Source organism: Pedobacter sp. ISL-64, assembly GCF_018613605.1.
GTDB lineage: Bacteria > Bacteroidota > Bacteroidia > Sphingobacteriales > Sphingobacteriaceae > Pedobacter.
In genome coordinates, this window is the sequence record NZ_JAGGPU010000010.1 from 41012 (window position 1) to 61400 (window position 20389).

The 20389-nt window shown below is 36.8% G+C and carries 13 protein-coding genes; 9 read left to right on the forward strand and 4 right to left on the reverse strand.

The features are described 5' to 3' along the window. Positions 1-42: 42 nt before the first annotated feature. The gene (locus J7E57_RS14365) at positions 43-2415 is read right to left on the reverse strand and encodes a phosphocholine-specific phospholipase C (protein ID WP_215165090.1); all 2373 of its coding nucleotides are present in this window, start codon (positions 2413-2415) and stop codon (positions 43-45) included. A 170-nt stretch (positions 2416-2585) separates the two neighbouring features. After that, the gene (locus tag J7E57_RS14370) at positions 2586-4091 is read right to left on the reverse strand and encodes a glycerophosphodiester phosphodiesterase family protein (RefSeq protein ID WP_215165092.1); all 1506 of its coding nucleotides are present in this window, start codon (positions 4089-4091) and stop codon (positions 2586-2588) included. Positions 4092-4361: 270 nt separating this feature from the next. Here J7E57_RS14370 and J7E57_RS14375 point away from each other — a divergent pair, with 270 nt between their 5' ends. From J7E57_RS14375 to J7E57_RS14405, 7 genes are all read left to right on the forward strand, one after another. Further along, the gene (locus tag J7E57_RS14375) at positions 4362-7679 is read left to right on the forward strand and encodes a DUF4175 family protein (protein WP_215165094.1); all 3318 of its coding nucleotides are present in this window, start codon (positions 4362-4364) and stop codon (positions 7677-7679) included. A 30-nt stretch (positions 7680-7709) separates the two neighbouring features. Next, positions 7710-7949, forward strand: a complete 240-nt coding sequence (locus J7E57_RS14380) for a hypothetical protein (RefSeq protein ID WP_215165096.1) — start codon at positions 7710-7712, stop codon at positions 7947-7949. Beyond that, on the forward strand, positions 7949-8242 hold the full coding sequence (locus J7E57_RS14385) for a type II toxin-antitoxin system RelE/ParE family toxin (RefSeq protein ID WP_215165098.1): 294 nt from the start codon (positions 7949-7951) through the stop codon (positions 8240-8242). Before J7E57_RS14380 ends, J7E57_RS14385 begins: the two co-directional genes overlap by 1 nt. Before the next feature lie 68 nt (positions 8243-8310). Next, complete coding sequence (ybeY, locus tag J7E57_RS14390; protein WP_215165110.1) at positions 8311-8748, forward strand: rRNA maturation RNase YbeY; 438 nt, start codon at positions 8311-8313, stop codon at positions 8746-8748. Between the two features lie 840 nt (positions 8749-9588). Next, positions 9589-11451, forward strand: coding sequence for an ABC-F family ATP-binding cassette domain-containing protein (locus J7E57_RS14395; protein ID WP_215165112.1), 1863 nt, complete (start codon positions 9589-9591; stop codon positions 11449-11451). A 145-nt stretch (positions 11452-11596) separates the two neighbouring features. Next, positions 11597-13459, forward strand: coding sequence for a tRNA uridine-5-carboxymethylaminomethyl(34) synthesis enzyme MnmG (gene mnmG / locus J7E57_RS14400; RefSeq protein ID WP_215165113.1), 1863 nt, complete (start codon positions 11597-11599; stop codon positions 13457-13459). A 122-nt stretch (positions 13460-13581) separates the two neighbouring features. After that, complete coding sequence (locus J7E57_RS14405; RefSeq protein ID WP_215165115.1) at positions 13582-15225, forward strand: Ig-like domain-containing protein; 1644 nt, start codon at positions 13582-13584, stop codon at positions 15223-15225. A 104-nt stretch (positions 15226-15329) separates the two neighbouring features. Here the strand turns inward: J7E57_RS14405 and J7E57_RS14410 are convergent, their stop codons facing one another. Next, positions 15330-15842 carry a gamma carbonic anhydrase family protein gene (locus tag J7E57_RS14410; RefSeq protein WP_215165120.1) on the reverse strand — a complete coding sequence of 171 codons (513 nt, stop codon included), beginning with the start codon at positions 15840-15842 and terminating at the stop codon, positions 15330-15332. A gap of 100 nt (positions 15843-15942) precedes the next feature. Beyond that, positions 15943-17529, reverse strand: coding sequence for an L-aspartate oxidase (nadB, locus tag J7E57_RS14415; RefSeq protein ID WP_215165121.1), 1587 nt, complete (start codon positions 17527-17529; stop codon positions 15943-15945). Positions 17530-17980: 451 nt separating this feature from the next. Between nadB and nadA the strand changes: the two genes are divergently transcribed. Together nadA and J7E57_RS14425 are read left to right on the forward strand one after the other, a co-directional pair. After that, positions 17981-18979: a quinolinate synthase NadA gene (gene nadA / locus J7E57_RS14420; RefSeq protein ID WP_215165122.1), complete on the forward strand. Its 999-nt coding sequence runs from the start codon at positions 17981-17983 to the stop codon at positions 18977-18979. Between the two features lie 102 nt (positions 18980-19081). Then, the gene (locus J7E57_RS14425) at positions 19082-20311 is read left to right on the forward strand and encodes a dicarboxylate/amino acid:cation symporter (protein ID WP_215165123.1); all 1230 of its coding nucleotides are present in this window, start codon (positions 19082-19084) and stop codon (positions 20309-20311) included. Positions 20312-20389: the final 78 nt, after the last annotated feature.

Consider the following 20389-nt stretch of genomic DNA (forward strand, 5'->3'; position numbering starts at 1 on the left):
GCATAATTTCTTTCAAAAGCCATCCCCCTTTTTGGGGGATATTTATGATGCGTTGCCCATGTATGGATCTGTTTGGGTAATTTCTCCGGTTTCTATTTTACCTGCATAACGGTGCTTAAATGTGGTATTGCCGGTCTGCACAATACTGAAATCGTACCAATTCGCATTTTTAGCCAGATTAAAAGAAATATTTGTACCCGATTTTGGCTTGATTGTTACCGTTTTACTTCCCGATTTGTATTTGTTATCTACAATTTGAAGCGTAACTAAACTGGCGCCCTTGTTCTCAATAGCGAAAACCAAGGTACCCGTAAGTTTTTTGCTTACCAAACCAGTTTGCTCTGGATATGCTTTTACAATAACGGAAGGATTTTTTTTGCCGCCTACAAAATGCCTGTAAAAACCATTCGGACCACTTATTGTAAGATCATAAACTTCGTTATCAAAATCATCCAGTTTAATACTGTCTTTTAACAAATCGCCAGCTTTTACAGCATAGGCCCATGTTTTACCCGCAACACCTTTAAATTTAGCAATGGTGTTCATGTTGAAAGGCGCACCAACAGTTTCTATTTCGCTACCGAACAAAGTTTTTGCCGATTGAAAAGTAAGTACTATTTCATTGTTAACCAGATTTGCATCAACAGTTAAATGATAAGGTAATGCACAAGCAAGTTTTGTTCCGTTCTCCTGTTTAGGGGTATGATTAGATGTTTCTGCAGAAAAGGCTTCGAACTTATTTATTTTTGCAACCTCTGTTTTATTAAGTGCCGTAGGACCAACCTGGGCAGGTTTGTTTTTTGCATTACCGATGTTGGTTACTACCACATCGCGTTTTAGTGGTTCAGGAGATTTAATTTCTTCTCCTTTGTACGGTCTGAACACTGAGGTTAAATCGCCACAGATATTCCTTCGCCAATCGCTAATGTTATTACTTTTAATGGTTTTGCCTGTTTTTTTAGCCAACCATTTTTCCATAAACATTAATGATGACGTATGATCGAAAACCTGTGAGTTTACAAAACCACCCTTGCTCCAAGGTGAGGCAATAACCAAAGGAACACGATAGCCCAAGCCGATCGGGCTTCCTTTTCTTGCTTCAAAATCAGTGGCATAATTTATTCCTTCAGATACCTTTCCACTGGTTGAATCATCAGGGTTTGGCACCACAAAAGGTGGCTGATGATCGAAATACCCATCATTCTCATCGTAGGTTAAAACAAAAATTGTTTTTTTCCAAACCTCTGGGTTTTTGGTTAAAATATCCAGCGCTTCGCTTACATACCAGGTTCCATACAATGGTGAGCTGGTATGATCAGAAAAACGTTGAGGCGCAACCAACCACGAAACCGTTGGTAATTTTCCGCTATCTACGTCTTTTCTAAACTGATGGAAAATATCGCCTTTCGGCACATTAATCGTTTCAGACTTCCCTTGATCGTTCTTAAAAGTAAATGGTTCAAGATCGAGATAATCTTTTTGAGAAATGTTTGTGGTAAACGCTTTATCTACTAAGTTTTTTTCCTTTTGTGATAATTTATCGTATTTCTCCTGAACATCTTTTGCGGTTAAAGCCGGTTTAACGGTATTATCTCCATTTTTTCTAAAGTAAGCCGATAATTTAACGTTGTGCCTACTGATGTACTCTACAGGATTATCGCCATAATTACCCAACCAATCATCTATTTCGCCTTCGGGAAGTTTCGAGGTCCATAATTCGTTTTGGTAAATGCGCCAATCGATACCATTATCTTCTAATGTTTCCTGAAAAGTTGGCCAATCTACAAATACATTATTTTGCGATTCGGCCTGATCGTTATTCACCACCGCAACCCGGTTTGCACTTTTTTCTCCACGAACGGTTCCTGTAAAAAAGAACAGTCTGTTTGGTGTTGTTCCCGTTAGCGATGAGCAAAAATGCTGATCGCAAATGGTAAAAGCATCGGCCATGGCATAATAAAAAGGAATATCATTCCGATCATAATAAGCCAGTGTCATTGGTGTTTTAACAGGCAGCCATTTATCGTACCGGCCACCATTCCGTGCGGCAACCTGATCATTCCACGAATGTGGTAACCCGCCTTGCCAGGTGATTTTCGTTTTGTTAATATCTACATGAAAAGGGGCATAGGTATACCCTTGACCATCTTTCTGCAACCACACTTTGTTTCCATCAGGTTGAATGTGTGGGTGTGGATCATTAAATCCGCGAACGCCTTTCATTTTACCGAACATATGGTCGAATGATCTGTTTTCCTGCATCAGGAAAACAATGTGTTCGGCATCGTAAAATGTACTGCCCGGTTCAGGGTTAATCGACATGGCTTTTAGCACCGAACTGGGCAAGGTATTGGCCATACCAGTGGCTCCGGCAAACAAGGCCGCTTTTTTTAAAAATTCTCTACGTGAGTCCATAAATTATACAATATAGCTTAGATACCGCAAGTTATAATTTCGGTTGTCAATTAGCAATTTTCAGTCGACAGTTAATTTATAGTGCTAATCAGCATCAGGTTCTTAGTCAATTTAATTATGACCGTCGACTAATAAACTAATGGCCGATGAACTCTTGAACTAACAAACCATTACTTCTGAAACACTCTTACATAATCAACCTTCATACTTGCGGGGAAAATAGACTCGTCTACTCCTTTTTTTCCGCCCCAACCACCGCCTACGGCTACATTTAAAATAAGGTGGAAGTTTTGATCGAATGGCCAATCGCCAGACCCTTTTTTGGTATTTTTAAACGTGAGGTATTTTTGGTTATCAATAAAGAAATCTATTCTATCTGCAAACCATTCTACCGCATAAATATGATATTCGGTATAAGGATTATCAACCTTTAAGGCCTTGCCTACCTGTGTTTTGATTAGGTGGTTAAATTTTTCGGTATGTACCGTACCATGAACGCTATCCGGATCATAACCTACATGTTCCATAATATCAATTTCGCCGCTCTTTGGCCAGCCACCGTATTTCCCTTCGGTTGGTAAAGCCCATATGGCAGGCCATAAGCCCCTGCCTTTTGGCAACATGGCGCGAACTTCTACCCTTCCGTATTTAAAATCGAATTTATTTTTTGTTACCAATCTGGCAGAAGTGTAATGGTTGTTTTCCTTGTCTGCTTTTACCGCAGTAATATTCAGACTCCCTTTTTTTACAATAGCATTTGAGCTATCTGCATCGGTATAATATTGAAGCTCATTATTGCCCCAACCCTTTCCGCCTACATCGTAACTCCAATTTTTTCCCAAAGGTAATCCGGCATCGTTAAATTCATCAGCCCACTTAAGCTTCCAACCTGTTGCAACTGGTGTTTTTTTAAGCTCTTCGAAAGTTAACTCTGGCTCGTTAGTGGTAATATAATCAACTTGATGCGCCAAAAGCCATTGAATTTCGGGAATAGTGTTTACGGTCCAGGCGTTTACCGTTAAGCCTAATCTGTGGGCATTTTCAATCCACCCATCTTTTTGGTAAACACTAAAATGATAATCAACCCCGGTTAATTTATCTGCTTTCATTTGCTCAGCACTGATTTCGCCTTTTAAGTAGGCCACTTTTGCTTTTGGCAAGAGCGCTAAAATCCTTTTACAGTAATCGTAGTCAAAACTGATATACTCCGTCCACTCCACTACCTTGAGTTTCTGAACCATTTCAACACATTTATTGGTCACCTCAATTCCACGTTCTTTACTGACTAATGAAGGCTTGATCTCTAAAATCAGTTTGGTTGTTCTTTGCTTTTTACCTTCCAATAAATAAGCCTCAAGCGTTGGAATTTTTTCGCCATTGCTCATCGTTTTGGTCAATAAATCAGCATAGTTTACTTTCTCGATAACCAATCCCTGAAATTCAGGATCGTGATTAATGACCAAAACATTATCTGCAGTCATCCACACATCGAATTCCGATCCATAACAACCCAGCTTTACGGCTTCGTTTAAAGAAGCGATAGAATTTTGAGGAAAATTATTTTTCTTCCATGCTCCGCGGTGGGCAATTACCTGGTTTTTGTTCCGGTTAAATTTTTGAGCGAAAGAGGCGGTAAAAATGAACAACATTAGTGCAGAAATAAATACTCGTTTCATAATGGCATGATATACAAAAAATCAAAAGTAGATTTTTATAAGAATACTCGTTTAAAATCTATGTAACCTTTATATTAATTATAACAAGATAATATTTTTTAAATTAATGTGCTGTTATAGCTAATTTTTGGTGATGATGATTAACCAAAGTTCCGCTCCTTATTAAATAATTGCAATTGAAGCGGAAATTATAAGCCATTTGAAATAAACACGTTACCTTATTGCAGATTTCTTTCAATTGATTAGAACTATTTTTACATTTACGGTGATATGGTGAGCAATAACTACAGCGATTTATTACGGAAGATTGACGAGTTTATCCGCAAATTTTACCTGAATAAAATTTTGCGTGGGAGTATTTATGCCGCAACCATCCTTTTAGGCCTGTATCTAGTTGTTTTTTTGAGTCTTTATTACCTCAATCCAACTGCGGGTTTTAAAACCTTTGTATTTTTTGCCTATTTACTTATCGGGGCATTACTTGTTGGCTTTCTAATCATCAAACCATTACTTTCGATGCTCAAATTGGGCAAACACCTTACTTTCGACGAAGCATCGGTTATCATCGGAAATCACTTTTCCGATATTAAAGATAAACTATTAAATACCTTACAACTTCATCATTTATCTGAAAATCATCCTGATAACAACCACCTCATTCTCGCCAGTATCGATCAAAAAATTCTGGAGCTTAAACCTGTTCCATTTTACACCGCTGTTAGCATTAACGATAACCGGAAATATTTAAAATATCTTTTTGTTCCCCTTTCTATTATTCTCCTAATTGCCATTATCGCACCTGCTATTTTACGCGAGGGTACAAACAGTTTTTTTAAGTATGATGAATACATTGCGCCTAAAGCACCTTTCAGTTTCACGGTTTTAAATAAGAGTTTAACTGTTACCCAGGGTGATGATTTAACGCTAAACGTTAAACTGGCAGGTGATGAACTTCCTGCCGAAATTTACGTTGAAGACGGAAAAAACACCTATAAACTCGAAAAAGAAAATATCAGCAAGTTTAATTACAGTATCAAGAATATACAGAGCGATAAAAAACTGGTTTTTAAAGGTGGTGGCTTTAGTTCAGCTGTGTTTACTGTTTCGGTTAAACCGCGCCCTGAACTACTAAATGCATCCGCAACTTTAAATTACCCTGCTTATCTGGGCAAAAAACAGGAACTGATTGCCAATGTTGGCGATATGCTCCTACCCGAAGGCACAAAAGTTACCTGGAACTTTAAAACCGGCCAGAGCAGTTCACTGCTGTTTATTTTAAATGGAACTGAAAATGTTTTAAAAGTTGAGGATAACGAATCCGCTTTTAATGCAACCATCAGGAATAATTCAAAATATAGCATCACGCCTAAAAATCAATACGTAACAATCAGGGATTCACTTTCACACCAAATTACCGTTGTTAAAGACCAAGCGCCGGGTATCAACGTTGAAGAAAAGCCTGACTCTGTGAGTAATAAAGCCTTGTATTTCAGTGGTCAGGTTACTGATGATTATGGTTTTAGCCGCTTAAGTTTTAAGTACAACATCAAAGAAAATAACCACATAATTAGTACGGTTGCCAAGAACATTGCCATTAAAAGCAATGCAACAGAAAATAGCTTTTTCTATTTCTGGGATTTAAAAACAGCATCGGCCAAACCTGGTCAGGAAATTGAATATTATTTTGAAGTAGCTGATAATGACGGCGTAAATGGAGCAAAAGTTACCCGTTCGGAAATAAAAACCTTTAAACAGCCTACTAAAAAAGAAACTGCCGAACAGGTAAATGCAAGCAACCAGGCTTTAAAACAGAAAATGCAATCGGCCATCCGCCTGGCCAATACCATCGAAAAAGAAAGTAAAAAAGTGGCCGAAAGCCTCATTGATAAAAAACAGATTTCTTTCGAAGATAAAAAACAGATTGAAGCCCTGCTAGACAAACAAAAACAGCTTGATGAAGCTGTAAAAGAAATAAAAGAGCAGAACGATAAAAATATCCAGCAACAGGAGGATCAAAAGCAAACTGAAGAGCTTCTGGAAAAACAGAAACAGATTAAAGACCTGTTTGATAATGTACTGGATGAGAAAACAAAAGAACTTTTGCAAAAGCTGCAAAACCTGATGAATGAAAAAAATAAAGACCAAACGCAGAACGAACTCTCGAAAATGCAATTGGATAATAAAACCCTTAAAAACGAACTCGACAGGATCTTAGAGCTCTATAAGCAACTAGAATTTGAACAAAACCTTCAAACTGATATCGACCGTTTTAATGAAATGGCTAAAGAACAGAAGGAACTTGCTGAGCAAACCAAAGATAAAAAGCTGGATAACGAATCGTTAAAGCAAAAACAGGATGCACTTAACAAGGAGATGAAAGACCTGAAAGATGATCTAAAAAAGCTGGAAGAAAAAAATCAATCCCTTGAAAGGCCAAATCCTTTCGAAAACCCTGAAAAAGAGATGCAGGATATACAAAAAGAACAACAAGGCAGTAAAGATGCTTTAGATAAAAAAGATTCGAAAAATGCAAGCCAGAAACAGCAAAAAGCTGGCGAACAGATGGAAAAGCTTTCTAAAAAAATGAGCGATATGCAGCAACAGGGTGAAGAAATGGAAAACAACCTCAATGCTAAAGAGTTGCGCCGCCTCTTGGAAAACTTATTGACCACTTCTTTCGATCAGGAAAAAGTAATGCTTACTTTAAAGAAAATGACCGCGGCCGATCCTTCATATACCAGCAACGTTCAGAAACAGCGCAGCATTAAAGATAACCTTAAAACTATTGCCGATAGCTTATACAGTTTAAGCAAACGCGTTCCGCAGATAGAATCGACGGTTAACGAGGAGATGAACAAAATCAATTTCAACCTGGATAAAAGTTTGGAAAGTTTGGGTGATAGAAGAACGCCTGAGGCTAATCGTTTTCAGCAGTTTACCATGACTTCTATCAATAATCTGATCTTGATGTTGAGTGAAGCGCTAAGTCAGCTGCAAAATATGCAGAAAAACGGTAAAGGTGGCAGTGGAAAGAAACAAAAGCAAGGGATGAAGCAGCTTTCGCAGATGCAGGAACAGCTGAACAAAAGCATGCAAAAAGCCCGGGAGCAAATGCAAAAATCGGGAGATAATCAAGGAAAAGTTGGCAAAGGACAAATGAGCCAGGAGTTTGGTAAGATGGCTCAGCAGCAACAAATGATCCGTCAGGCGCTCGAAAAGATCAATCGTGAAGAGAACAAAGACGGCACAGGTAAAATGGGCAACCTAAATGAAGCCATTAAAGAAATGAAACAGACCGAGAGCGATCTGGTTAACAAACGTTTGCAACAAGAAACCCTAAACAGGCAAAAAGACCTCTTAACCAAGCTATTAGAGGCAGAAAAAGCCGAACGCGATCAGGAAGAAGATGCTAAACGAGAAAGTAAGGCCGCTAAGGAATTTCCGCCATCATACCAAAAAATGGTCGATCAGTTTAAAAAACAACAACAAAACGGTAATGATATGCTGCAAAAGCTGCCGCCAAGTTTAAACTACTACTATAAAAATAAAATTGCTGAGTATTTGAAATCGTTGAATATGGAGCGATAAGCCACGGGGTTTTTTATTATATTTGATATTATGACAAGCACAGCAATAAGACAAAGATTGATCACCTATTTATCTGATGCAGAAGACAATAAGATAAAGGCGATTTATACTCTCCTGGAGAGGGAAATTGAGGACGAACAGTCTTTTACCCTGTCTGAAGAACATTTAGAGATTCTTGATAGAGAAAGAAAACTTCATATTAATGGCAAAACTAAATCTTACAATAAACAGGATTCTTTGGATATTATTAAAGGCCTTAAAACACTGTAATGTACACCATTCAGATAAAGCCCCTTGCTATTCAAATGGCAAAAGATGCTTATGATTGGTATGAAGAACAAAAAGTAGGCCTAGGAGATTTATTTCTGGCAGAACTAAGTAGATGCTATACTAAATTAGAAAAGAATCCACTTTATTACCAAAAACTAAAAAAGAATTACCGCCATTTAGTCCTGAACAAATTTCCATACGTACTAATATTTGAGATTATAGGAGAGGAAATTATAATCTTCGCAGTTTTTCATACAGCAAGAAACCCCAAACTAAAATTCAAAAGAAAATAATCTCCTAATCAGCAGATGCCTTTTAACGTTTAATATTTTCTTAAATTTGCAGCCATAAATACCACAATATGCCTGCAATATCATTTTTCACAGAATCAGTGAGCTATAGTCTTCCTCAAAAACTTAAGGTGAAAAGGTGGATTAAAGCTACCATTGAAAAAGAAGGCTTTAAATTGCAGGAACTTAATTTCATTTTCTGTAGCGACGAATACCTGTTGGGCATCAACCAACAATATTTAAACCACGATACCTACACCGATATCATTACTTTCGATAACTCTGAAGAAGAAAAACAGATTGTAAGCGATATTTTCATTAGTATCGAACGCGTTAAAGAAAATGCCAAAACCTTCAAAACACTGGAATTTGATGAGGTTTGCCGCATTATGATTCACGGCACCCTGCATTTATTGGGTTACAAAGACAAAGGAAAAGCGGCTAAAACCCTTATGACCGAGAAAGAAGATGAGCATTTAGGGTATAGAGTAGAGGTTGACCTAATCTAAGCTTCTCTTTAGTTACACATTACATTCATTTTCAGTTTATCTACTAGCCTTTTATAATTCGCATGGCAGAACCAACTGACCAAAGCAAATTACTTCCATATTATTAATTTCCATTCAAGTAAACCATTACTTGCATTTTGTAATGCATAAATCTCGGAGTTTAAGCAGGCTTTGTTCGGGTACCATTGTCACAACTCCGTCTTAAGTCCGAACCAACTCCGAACTAAACCCGTCTCAACTGTTATTTCTCCATAAGTTTTTTGCCAGTTCTTTCAATCAGACTTCGCAGTACGGTATGTATTTTAACAGGTAATTTTAAATCTATTGTTATCAATTTGTTTGGGACATCCTTCCGACCCCTTGGTTCCCGTTCGTCTAACAGTTACGGGTGTTCGTCGACAATTAGTCTGCACTTGTATAATACATCAAAACCTTGTGCAACTTTTTTTGTCTACCGCAGTCTTATATTCAAAACAGTAGCAAAAAGATTTAAAAATTAAGATGATGTTTAGAATCTATTTTCTAAGCATCACACAAGATAAAGTTTAGTTTTAGTTAATGATTGAAGCAGCGGTGGAGCGAGTCCAACCGCTGTTTTCTTTTTAAAACAGATACAAAAGATAAATAACCTTCGTATTAAACCTTATCCTGTGACTAAAGAAGTTAATCTACATCAACACAGCCAATGATAAATCGGGTTATTTAACCAATAAACTTATCCATCAATATTCTGCCATTTTTAACTGATACAGATTGCTTTACAATTTGATTATGCCGTTCCAAATATTTTATACTTACTTTTGCACTAATTTTCCTTTATAAATCCGAAATACAAAAAAATTGAGCACACTAATTGCGGCAGAAGGCTTAGGTCATGGTTATCATGACGAATGGCTATTTAAAAATTTAACCTTGGGTATTAACTCTGGTCAGCGCGTGGCGTTGGTTGGAATTAATGGTGCGGGTAAGAGTACACTTTTGAAATTATTGGCAGAAAGGTTCCCTCCGCTCGAAGGTAAAATTGTAAAAAATAAAGCTGTTAAAATCGGTTTTCTCGATCAGGAACCACAATTTACTGAAGGTTTTTCTATTAGCGACCACATATTCTCTCTTGAGAATAAACAACAACAGTTAATTAAGGAATATGAAGAATTAATTGAAGACCCTAATCCAGACGAAAAAACGCTTAATCGTTTATATGAAGAATTAAGCGAACACAATGCCTGGGAATATGAACATGAGATTAAAACCATTTTAAACAGAATGGGCATTACTCATCTTCAGCAGAAAATATCTACCCTATCTGGCGGACAAAAGAAACGTTTGGCACTGGCTAAACTTTTAATTGAAGATCCAGAAATTTTGGTGCTTGATGAACCGACGAATCATTTGGACATTGATACGATTGAATGGCTGGAGAAATTGTTAACCACCGGACAGAAAACAATTTTACTCGTTACCCACGATAGATACTTTTTGGATAATGTTTGCAATACCATTGTTGAATTAGATAGAGGTAAAATTTTCAACTATAATGGAAACTATGCTTATTATTTAGAGAAGAAATCGGAAAGGGAAGCTTTAGACGCAACGGTTTTACATAAGAACCAACAGCTATTAAAGAAAGAATTGGAGTGGATGAGACGCATGCCGCAGGCACGCGGAACCAAATCTAACGCCAGAATCAATGCTTTTTACGATTTGGAGGAAAAATCAAAGAAAAAGTCTGATAATCAGAGTATTAACCTCCAAATGAAGATGTCTCGTCAAGGCGGGAAGATTATTGAAATGGAACACATTAAAAAAGCATTTGATGGGCGCCCAATAATCAACGATTTTAGTTACACCTTTAAAAAAGGAGACAGAATTGGCTTAGCAGGAAAGAATGGAACGGGTAAATCTACTTTGCTAAATATCATTACAAGTCAATTAAAGCCAGATGCTGGTAAAGTTGACACTGGAGATACAACCGTTTTTGGTTATTACAAACAAGGTGGTTTAACTTTCGATCCAAAAGAAAGAGTAATTGATATTGTAAAATCGGATGCTGAATATATTAAGATGGCTGACGGTTCGGTGATTACGGCCTCTGCCCTATTAACCCTATTTCTCTTCCCTCCGAAGAAACAACATGGTATGGTTGAGAAATTAAGTGGTGGTGAAAAGAAACGTTTGAACTTGATGAAAGTGCTAATGCAAAATCCAAATTTTTTAATTTTGGATGAGCCAACAAACGATCTTGACATCGACACCCTAAACGTTCTTGAAGAATTTTTAGAAAACTTCCCTGGTATATTAATGCTGGTTTCTCACGATAGATACCTGCTTGATAAAATGAGTGATCAACTATTTATCATGGAAGGCGAAGGTGTGGTTAAAATTTATAATGGTAATTATTCTGAATACCGTTTAAGCTTAGAACAACCAAAAGCAAAAACAGAAACCAAGAAAACCCCTGCCCCTGCTGTAGAACAAGCACCAATTAAAGCAGCAAAAAAATTAAGTTTCAAGGAGCAAAAAGAATTGGAAGAGAATGAAAAAGGCATTACTGAAACGGAGAATAAAATAGCTTCGCTTAACGAAAGCTTAGTTAAAATTGACGCGACCGACTATGTAAAAATTCAGGAAGTTTCCAACGAGATAGAATTGCTTCAGGCAAAGCTTGACGAGTTAACCATACGTTGGCTCGAGCTTTCAGAATAACCAAAGTATAATTGAAAGATGTTTTCCACGTTATGTTTCACGTGGAACATCACACAATCGCTGTGCAAAAATTATTTTTAACACGACGTAATATAGTATAAAAACCAATTGTTCCACGTGGAACATTAAAGAAATATAAAATAAAATGTTTTCAAAATACGATTTGATTGTTGTTGGTGCTGGTCATGCAGGCTGTGAAGCTGCTGCTGCCGCTGCCAATTTAGGATCATCTGTTTTATTAATAACAATGAACATGGGCACGATTGCCCAAATGAGTTGTAACCCTGCCATGGGTGGCGTAGCTAAAGGACAGATCGTTCGCGAGGTGGATGCCATGGGTGGTTATTCAGGTATTATTTCTGATAAATCGACTATTCAATTTAGAATGCTTAATAAGTCAAAAGGCCCTGCCATGTGGAGCCCAAGAGCACAGATTGATAGAATGCGTTTCGCAGAAGAATGGCGTTTAGCTTTAGAAAGAACACCTAACCTTGATATATGGCAGGACAGTGTTGTTGGACTGTTGGTAAAAGATAATACGGTATATGGTGTTAAAACATCTTTAGGTATCGAGATAGAAAGTACAGCAGTAGTACTTACCAATGGAACTTTCTTAAATGGCATAATGCATATTGGAGAAAAGAAATTTGGAGGAGGTAGAACTGCCGAAAGAGCATCAACAGGAATTACAGAACAACTGGTTGAATTAGGCATGGAAGCAGGTCGAATGAAAACCGGTACTCCCCCACGTGTGGATGGAAGAAGTTTGGATTATACCAAAATGGAAGAACAGTGGGGAGATGAAAACCCAGGTAAATTTTCATATACTAATACCGAAGTGTCGACCGATCAACGTTGTTGCTGGATCACTTACACTAATGGAGATGTTCATGAAACTTTAAAAGAAGGTTTCGAAAAATCACCAATGTTTACTGGAAGAATTAAAGGTTTAGGACCAAGGTACTGCCCATCCATTGAAGATAAAATTAACCGCTTTGCTGAACGCGACAGGCATCAGATTTTCGTTGAACCTGAAGGATGGAATACTTGTGAAATTTATGTAAACGGATTTTCAACATCACTTCCGGAAGATGTACAATTTAAAGCCCTAAGGTTAATACCAGGTTTCGAACAAGCAAAAATGTTCAGACCAGGCTATGCTATCGAATACGATTTCTTCCCACCTACCCAATTGTCTTTAACACTAGAAACCAAATTGATCAGCAATTTATTTTTAGCCGGACAGATCAATGGAACTACAGGATATGAAGAAGCAGCTTGTCAGGGTTTCATGGCTGGTATAAACGCACATCAAAAAATCACAGATAAACATGAACTGATCATGAAAAGATCTGACAGTTATATTGGTGTTTTAATTGATGACCTGGTAACAAAAGGAACAGAAGAACCTTATCGTATGTTTACATCGAGAGCCGAACACCGTTTGTTATTGAGGCAAGACAATGCTGATATCCGCTTATCTCCTATCGGCCATGAGCTGGGCTTAATTTCGGATGAACGTTTAGAAAAGGTAAATCAGAAAATTGCAAATGCTGATGCTTTGGTTAAGTTCACCAGAAACCAAGGTATCGAAATGAGCGATGCGAATCCAATGCTAGAAAGTTTAGGATCGAGCGTTTTAAATCAAAATGTAAAAATACACAGTTTGGTTGGCAGACCTCATGTTGGTTTACCTGATCTGATTAAAGTAAGCAAAGCGCTTGCGGAAGCCACAAAAGATTTAGACAACGAGACGATTGAGCAAGCAGAAATCAAAATTAAATACGAAAGTTATTTTGAAAAGGAAAATGAAATTGTAGCCAAGATGCTGAAGATGGAAGACAAAGAAATTAAACCAGATTTCGATTACAATAAAATTGTTTCCATTTCAAAAGAAGCCAGAGAAAAATTATTTAAGATCAAACCGCGTACTTTAGGTCAGGCATCACGGATTTCAGGCGTTTCACCTTCAGATATATCAGTTTTAATGGTTTATATTAATAAGTAATTGATTATCAATGCTTTAACTACTTTAAAAACAGACTTAAAATAAAGCGATACAGACCAAAAAAAAGATTTTTTAATATTACGGTTCCAAAAAGTATAAAAATTCGTCAGAACGTTTAAAATATGCCAAATTTAAAAGCTCAGTATTTTAACCTTAAAAATTTAGCGGTTATTACAACCCTGCTCCTATTTTTTGGTTGTGCAAGTATACAAACACCACAAGGTGGGCCAAAAGATACAAAGCCGCCAAAAGTTTTAAGCATGACTCCAAAAAATCAAACGAGGAATTTTAATGCTAAAAAAATTGTAATCGAGTTTGATGAATATTTTAATCTTAAAGATGAGTTTAAAGAATTTTCAATTTCACCCGATCAGGAAAAAACTCCTGAGTTAAAAAAGAGGCAAAAAAGATTAGAAATTAATCTTAAGGATTCTTTAGAAAAAAATACGACCTATACCTTAAACTTCGGAAAGTCTGTAGCTGATGTTAACGAAGGAAACGTAGTTAAAAATTTATCTTATGTTTTTTCTACCGGCCCAGAAATAGATTCGTTATCATTAAGCGGCAAGGTAATTAATTCGCTAACAGACGAACCTGAGAAGGAAGTTACTGTATTTATTCTGCCTTTAGAAAGAGATACCATTTTTGGAAAAAAACGTCCGTCAATTTATACCACTACTGATAGTGCCGGAACGTACAAATTAAATAACCTAAGAAAAGGTACTTATAAAGTATATGCGGTTAAAGAAAGTAGCGGAGGAGGTGATAAAATATACCAGCAGATTTCGGACGAAGTTGGATTTGTAAAAGAGCCTATTGTAATAGATAAAAATATAGAGAACGTAGATCTGCAGATTTTTAAAGAGTTAGCACCAGAATTCCGCGTATTAGACCGAAAACTAAATAATGACGGCAGTATATCAATCACCTTTAACCAGCAGCTTAAAAGCCCTAAAATAACCATTACAGACCCACCAGCTGTAGACGTAGGCAAGTTTGTCCATTTCTCTAAAAACAATGATACCGCCAAAATATGGCTAAAAGACTTAAGCTTCGATTCGGTTAAAGTTGCCATACAAGATCAAGGTAAAGTTTTACAGACCTTAAACTTTACCCGGGGTAAAAAAGACACTTACACACGCGATGTAACTATTTCTGATAATTTATTGGGCGGCAAGTTAAACCCTTTCCAACAGTTAACCCTAACCTTTCCTTTTCCAACGGCGGCTGCAGATCCATCTAAAATCACACTTTTAGAAGACTCAGTAAAACGGACGACTTTTGAGGTAGTAAAAGACAGTGTTGATTTTCTTAAATATTACATTAAATATCCCTGGAAAAATAAAAGAACCTATGATTTAAAGTTAGCTGCAGGTGCTTTTACAACTATATTCAATGCTAAAAATAAAGATGTAACCAAACGTTTTTCACTCGAAAGTTCGGATGCTTATACCACTCTGGTATTAAATGTAACTGTTCCAGATACTTCGAAAAGATATGTTGTGCAGTTTTTAAATGAAAAAAAGGATATCATAAAATCTTTTCCAGTCAGCAAAAACTCAAAAGTTACTTTTTCTAAATATCCGGCGGGCAAATATATGCTCAGGGTAATTTATGATGATAATAAAAATGGAATCTGGGATACCGGAAATGTTAAAGAAGGATATCAGCCCGAAAAAGTATGGTATTTAAAAGCTTTAATGGATTTAAAACCGAACTGGGAACGTGAAGATCCATTGGTGATACCCGCACCTCCAACTAAGTAAAAAAAGCCGTTATCTCGACTGAAGTGCAGTCCCGAACTTTCGGGAGAGAGATCTACCTATACAGATTTCTCGGCTACGTTGCACTCCGCTCGAAATGACGTCTATCACGTGGTAAACCAACCCGCATACATGATATAATTATCGGGCAACTTATTTAATAAAGCCCTTTGCTCATCAGTAATGGGCTTTATTTTTTTTGCAGGTGTACCGGCATATAAATAACCCGTTTCACAAATGGTATTTTCTAGTACTACAGATCCGGCTGCAATGATACAATACTCTTCTATAACCGCATGATCCATTACAATGGCCCCCATACCGATTAAAACATTATCCTGAACGGTACAGCCATGTACAATAGCATTATGCCCTACAGATACTCTATTTCCGATGTGTGTAGAAGCTTTTAAGTAAGTTGCATGAATTACCGCACCATCTTGTATGTTCGATTCATTTCCGATCGTAATGGCATTTACATCGCCTCTAATTACGGCATTAAACCATACTGAACATTTATCGCCTATCACTACATCGCCAACTATAGTGGCATTCTCTGCAATAAAATTGTCTTTTCCAATTTCAGGGTATTTATCTTTTACGGGTAGTATTAAAGGCATAACTCTATTTTACGTCACCCTGAATTTATTTCAGGGTGTTTTTATGTATTGTATATATGATACGTAGATGCTGAACTAAATTCAGCATGACGATTCCACATTAAAAAACAGTATCTACCAGTTCTTTTGCATGTTCAGGATAATCGGTAGTATAATGTAATCCCCTGCTTTCTTTTCGTTGCATGGCAGATTTGATCACCAGATAAGCTGTTTGAATTACATTACGCAATTCACAAAGTTTAACTGAAACCTTATTCTTTTTATAAAACTCTTCTGTTTCCTGATAAATTAAAAATAAACGACGATGTGCTCTTTCCAAACGGAAATCAGAACGGACAATACCGACATAATCGCCCATAACTTTTTGTAGTTCCCTAAGGTTATGCGTTACCAATACATCTTCATTGCTTTGGGTAACCCCTTTCGAATCCCATTCAGGTATATGATCTGGAATAACATTATTCTTAAAGCTTTCAATAGCATCCTGGTAAATACGATGTGCAAAAACCGTAGCTTCTAATAAGGAATTGGATGCCAAACGGTTAGCGCCATGCAAACCTGTAGAAGAGCATTCGCCACAGGCATAAAGATTTTTAATTGAAGAGCGACCATATTCATCAACCAGAATACCACCACACATATAATGAGATGCAGGTGTAACAGGAATATAATCTTTCGTCATATCTATCCCTATCGATAAACATTTGGCATATATATTAGGAAAGTGTTTCAGAATGTCAGCCTTCTTGCGCATGGTAATATCAAGGTAAACAAAGTCATCACCTGATTTCTTCATTTCATTATCTACTGCACGGGCTACAATATCACGTGGTGCCAATGATTTACGTTCATCATATTCATGCATAAACTCCTCTCCATTCTTACGTCTTAAAACACCACCAAAACCCCTAACAGCTTCCGATATTAGGAACGATGGGTACTCTCCAGGATGATACAAAGCTGTTGGATGGAACTGAATGAACTCCATATTCCTCACTTTTCCTTTTGCGCGGTAAACCATTGCCATACCATCACCTGTTGCAATAACCGGATTTGTTGTGGCCGAATACACATGTCCGGCACCACCCGAAGCCATTACTGTTACATTTGCCACAATCTTTTCCACATCGTTAAGCTCTGTGTTAAAGGCATATATACCATAACAGTTAATATCTTCGGTACGTTTATCCACAAATTCACCCAGGTGATGCTGGGTAATTAACTCGAGTGCAAAGTAATGTGTTAATATCTCTATGTTGTTATTCTCATGAATTTCATTCAGTAACACCCTTTCTATCTCATATCCCGTGATATCTTTATAGTGTAAAACACGGTGTTCAGAGTGCCCACCTTCCTTAGCTAAATCGTAAAAACCCGAGTTATCTTTATCGAAGTTAATACCATAATCAATGATCTCCTGAATACGCTGAGGCCCCTCTTTTACAACGATTTCCACAATTTTTTCATCACATAATCCATCGCCCGCAATCAAAGTATCATCGATATGTTTCTCAAAAGAATCACCTTTATCTACCACAACTGCAACACCGCCCTGAGCGTATTTTGTATTCGATTCGTCTTCGTTCGATTTAGTAACAATTAAAACCTTACCAAACTTTGCAGCTTTAAGTGCGAAACTCAAACCCGCTATACCTGAACCAATTACCAGAAAATCTACTTTTCTCATTAATAAAAACATTTACTTTATCCACGATGTTAACAACTAGTTGATAAATGTTAACTCTGTGTCTAAATTATCCTAACAAATAAATTTGAATGTTTAAAGCTACTCTAAAAAGACAATTTGCCACAATCTTTTAAGTAATTTTTGAGCACCTTTGTACAAGTAATTAACTTTTTACCCACTTATAAACAATTAACATTCGGGTATTGATAAAAATTGAGCGACTTTTCGATAGTGCTGAAAATCAAACTTATGATATTAAAGAAATGTAATCTAAATGTTAGTAAACGATTAACAACTTATATAAAAGAACTTTTTTTCGAAACTTGCCAACAATACTAACACACTAATAAACAAACAAGATTTATTTATTTAAAAATACTTATTAATTATTGAGACGTTGAAAGCTTTATCTTTGGACCAACGTCAAAATTCAAAAAAGGAAAATTTTAAAATGAACATAGATGTCTTAGAAGAAATCAATAAAAAAGGTTTCGTAGAAGAAGAAATTGATCCTACCCTCGATCTTTTTGCGGAGATTGAGAAATTAAAAAAGGAAAAGAATGCCATTATTCTTGCACACTATTATCAAGAACCTGACATTCAGGATATTGCAGATTATATTGGCGATAGTTTAGGCTTATCTCAGGAAGCTGCAAAAACAGATGCTGATGTAATTGTGTTTGCAGGCGTGCATTTTATGGCCGAAACGGCAAAGATTTTATCGCCTAATAAAACAGTTTTATTACCAGATGTAAAAGCAGGGTGCTCATTAGCAGATAGTTGTCCGCCGCATTTGTTTAGAAAGTTTAAAGAAAAATATCCAGATCACCTGGTCATCACTTATGTAAACTGCACGGCCGAATTAAAAGCTTTAAGTGACATTGTTTGTACCAGTACCAATGCGGTTCAAATTGTAGAGAGTTTACCTAAAGACCAAAAAATAATCTTCGGTCCCGATCGAAATTTAGGTGCTTATGTAGCCAAGAAAACCGGAAGAGATTTGGTGTTGTGGAATGGTGCCTGTATGGTTCATGAAATTTTTTCACAGGAGAAAATTACAAAACTGAAAGAACGCCATCCGAATGCTAAGTTTATTGCGCACCCGGAATGTGAAGAAGTGGTTTTGAAAATGGCTGATTATATCGGTTCAACAACCGGACTTTTAAAATATACGATTACCAATCCGGCTACCGAATTTATTGTGGCTACCGAAAGTGGGATTATCCACCAGATGGAGAAGGCGAATCCAACAAAAACATTTATTCCGGCGCCGCCGAACAACAGCTGTGCTTGTAACGATTGCCCGTACATGAAAAGAAATACTTTAGAAAAACTATATTTATGTATTAAAAATGGTTTGCCAGAAGTAACTGTACCAGAGCATATTATTGAGCTTGCCCGTAAACCAATACAAAGAATGCTGGATATTTCTGCAGAATTGGGATTATAGTAAATAAATCGTCATTGCGAGGCACGAAGCAATCTTACAACTATCGCTACCAGCGAACGCATTAAGATGCTTCGTGCCTCGCAATGACGAAAAAATAAGTATATGAAAAAAAACAACATCCTTAAAAATTACTCAGGCTTATTATGGCTTTTGGCGGGAATAACTGTTGGAAGTATTGTGGGTTTAATTTTTGGGAAAAGTGTTGAAAGTATAAAACCGTTGGGTGATATATTTTTAAACCTGTTGTTTACAGCTGTTATTCCATTGGTATTTTTTGCAGTTTCATCGGCAATTGCCAATATAGATCGGACAAAGAAACTAGGAAGATTACTGACCGTAATGGTTTTGGTTTTTCTATCAACGGTATTAATTTCTGCTGTTTTAACCTTGTTTGCTACCTGGATTTTTCCTATCCACCAGCAATTAGGAAATACACCTTTACCAGCTGAAACTGAAAAAATACAGTCTTTCGGAGAACAAATGACCCAACTTTTAACAGTAGGAGAATTTTTCGAGATAGGAAGTAGGAAAAACATGCTTGCACTGATTATTTTTTCAGTATTAGTTGGTTTTTCTACGCTATATTCTGGTAAAGAGGGCGATGGTTTTAAAAACTTCCTGGTTTCGGGTAACGAAGTGATGAAAAAACTCATCATTTTGATTATGAAATTAGGCCCTATTGGTTTGGGTGCTTATTTTGCTTATCAGGTTGGTGTTTTTGGTCCACAGCTTTTTGGAACCTATGCAAAAGCTTTAGGTTTATATTATGGAGTTGGCGCATTTTATTTTATAGTCTTTTTCACCTTATATGCTTTTGTTGCAGGAGGGTTTAAAGCGATAAAAGTATTTTGGAAAAATAACATTGTGCCATCTTTAACTTCAATCGGAACCTGTAGCAGTATTGCCACTATTCCGGCAAATTTAGAAGGTGCACGAAAAATGGGCGTACCAGATTATATTACCAATGTGACGATTCCATTGGGTTCAACCTTGCATAAAGATGGATCGAGTATAAGCTCTATTGTTAAAATTGCGGTTGTTTTTGCCATTTTTGGTAAAGATTTAGTACATGTTGATACCATTATTTTGGCATTGGGTATTACTGTTTTGGTCAGTATTGTAGAAGGTGGAATACCAAATGGCGGTTATATTGGTGAATTATTAATGATTTCGGCTTACCAATTACCACCAGAAGCGCTGCCACCAGCTATGATTATCGGAACTTTGGTTGATCCGATGGCTACTTTGTTAAATGCTACTGGTGATAATGTTGCGGCGATGTTAATTGCCAGGTTTACCGAAGGTAAGAATTGGATGGAAAATATTAAATAGACAAATCCGTCACCCTGTCCCGATTTTACATCGGGATCAGGGCCTTATTTATGTTAAGATGCTGAAACAAATCCGATA

Bases quoted from the DNA above. Each gene is read 5' to 3' on its own strand.
- J7E57_RS14365 (WP_215165090.1), bottom strand. From the start codon at position 2,415: ATGGACTCACGTAGAGAATTTTTAAAAAAAGCGGCCTTGTTTGCCGGA.
- J7E57_RS14370 (WP_215165092.1), bottom strand. From the start codon at position 4,091: ATGAAACGAGTATTTATTTCTGCACTAATGTTGTTCATTTTTACCGCC.
- J7E57_RS14375 (WP_215165094.1), top strand. From the start codon at position 4,362: ATGGTGAGCAATAACTACAGCGATTTATTACGGAAGATTGACGAGTTT.
- J7E57_RS14380 (WP_215165096.1), top strand. From the start codon at position 7,710: ATGACAAGCACAGCAATAAGACAAAGATTGATCACCTATTTATCTGAT.
- J7E57_RS14385 (WP_215165098.1), top strand. From the start codon at position 7,949: ATGTACACCATTCAGATAAAGCCCCTTGCTATTCAAATGGCAAAAGAT.
- ybeY (WP_215165110.1), top strand. From the start codon at position 8,311: ATGCCTGCAATATCATTTTTCACAGAATCAGTGAGCTATAGTCTTCCT.
- mnmG (WP_215165113.1), top strand. From the start codon at position 11,597: ATGTTTTCAAAATACGATTTGATTGTTGTTGGTGCTGGTCATGCAGGC.
- J7E57_RS14405 (WP_215165115.1), top strand. From the start codon at position 13,582: ATGCCAAATTTAAAAGCTCAGTATTTTAACCTTAAAAATTTAGCGGTT.
- J7E57_RS14410 (WP_215165120.1), bottom strand. From the start codon at position 15,842: ATGCCTTTAATACTACCCGTAAAAGATAAATACCCTGAAATTGGAAAA.
- nadB (WP_215165121.1), bottom strand. From the start codon at position 17,529: ATGAGAAAAGTAGATTTTCTGGTAATTGGTTCAGGTATAGCGGGTTTG.
- nadA (WP_215165122.1), top strand. From the start codon at position 17,981: ATGAACATAGATGTCTTAGAAGAAATCAATAAAAAAGGTTTCGTAGAA.
- J7E57_RS14425 (WP_215165123.1), top strand. From the start codon at position 19,082: ATGAAAAAAAACAACATCCTTAAAAATTACTCAGGCTTATTATGGCTT.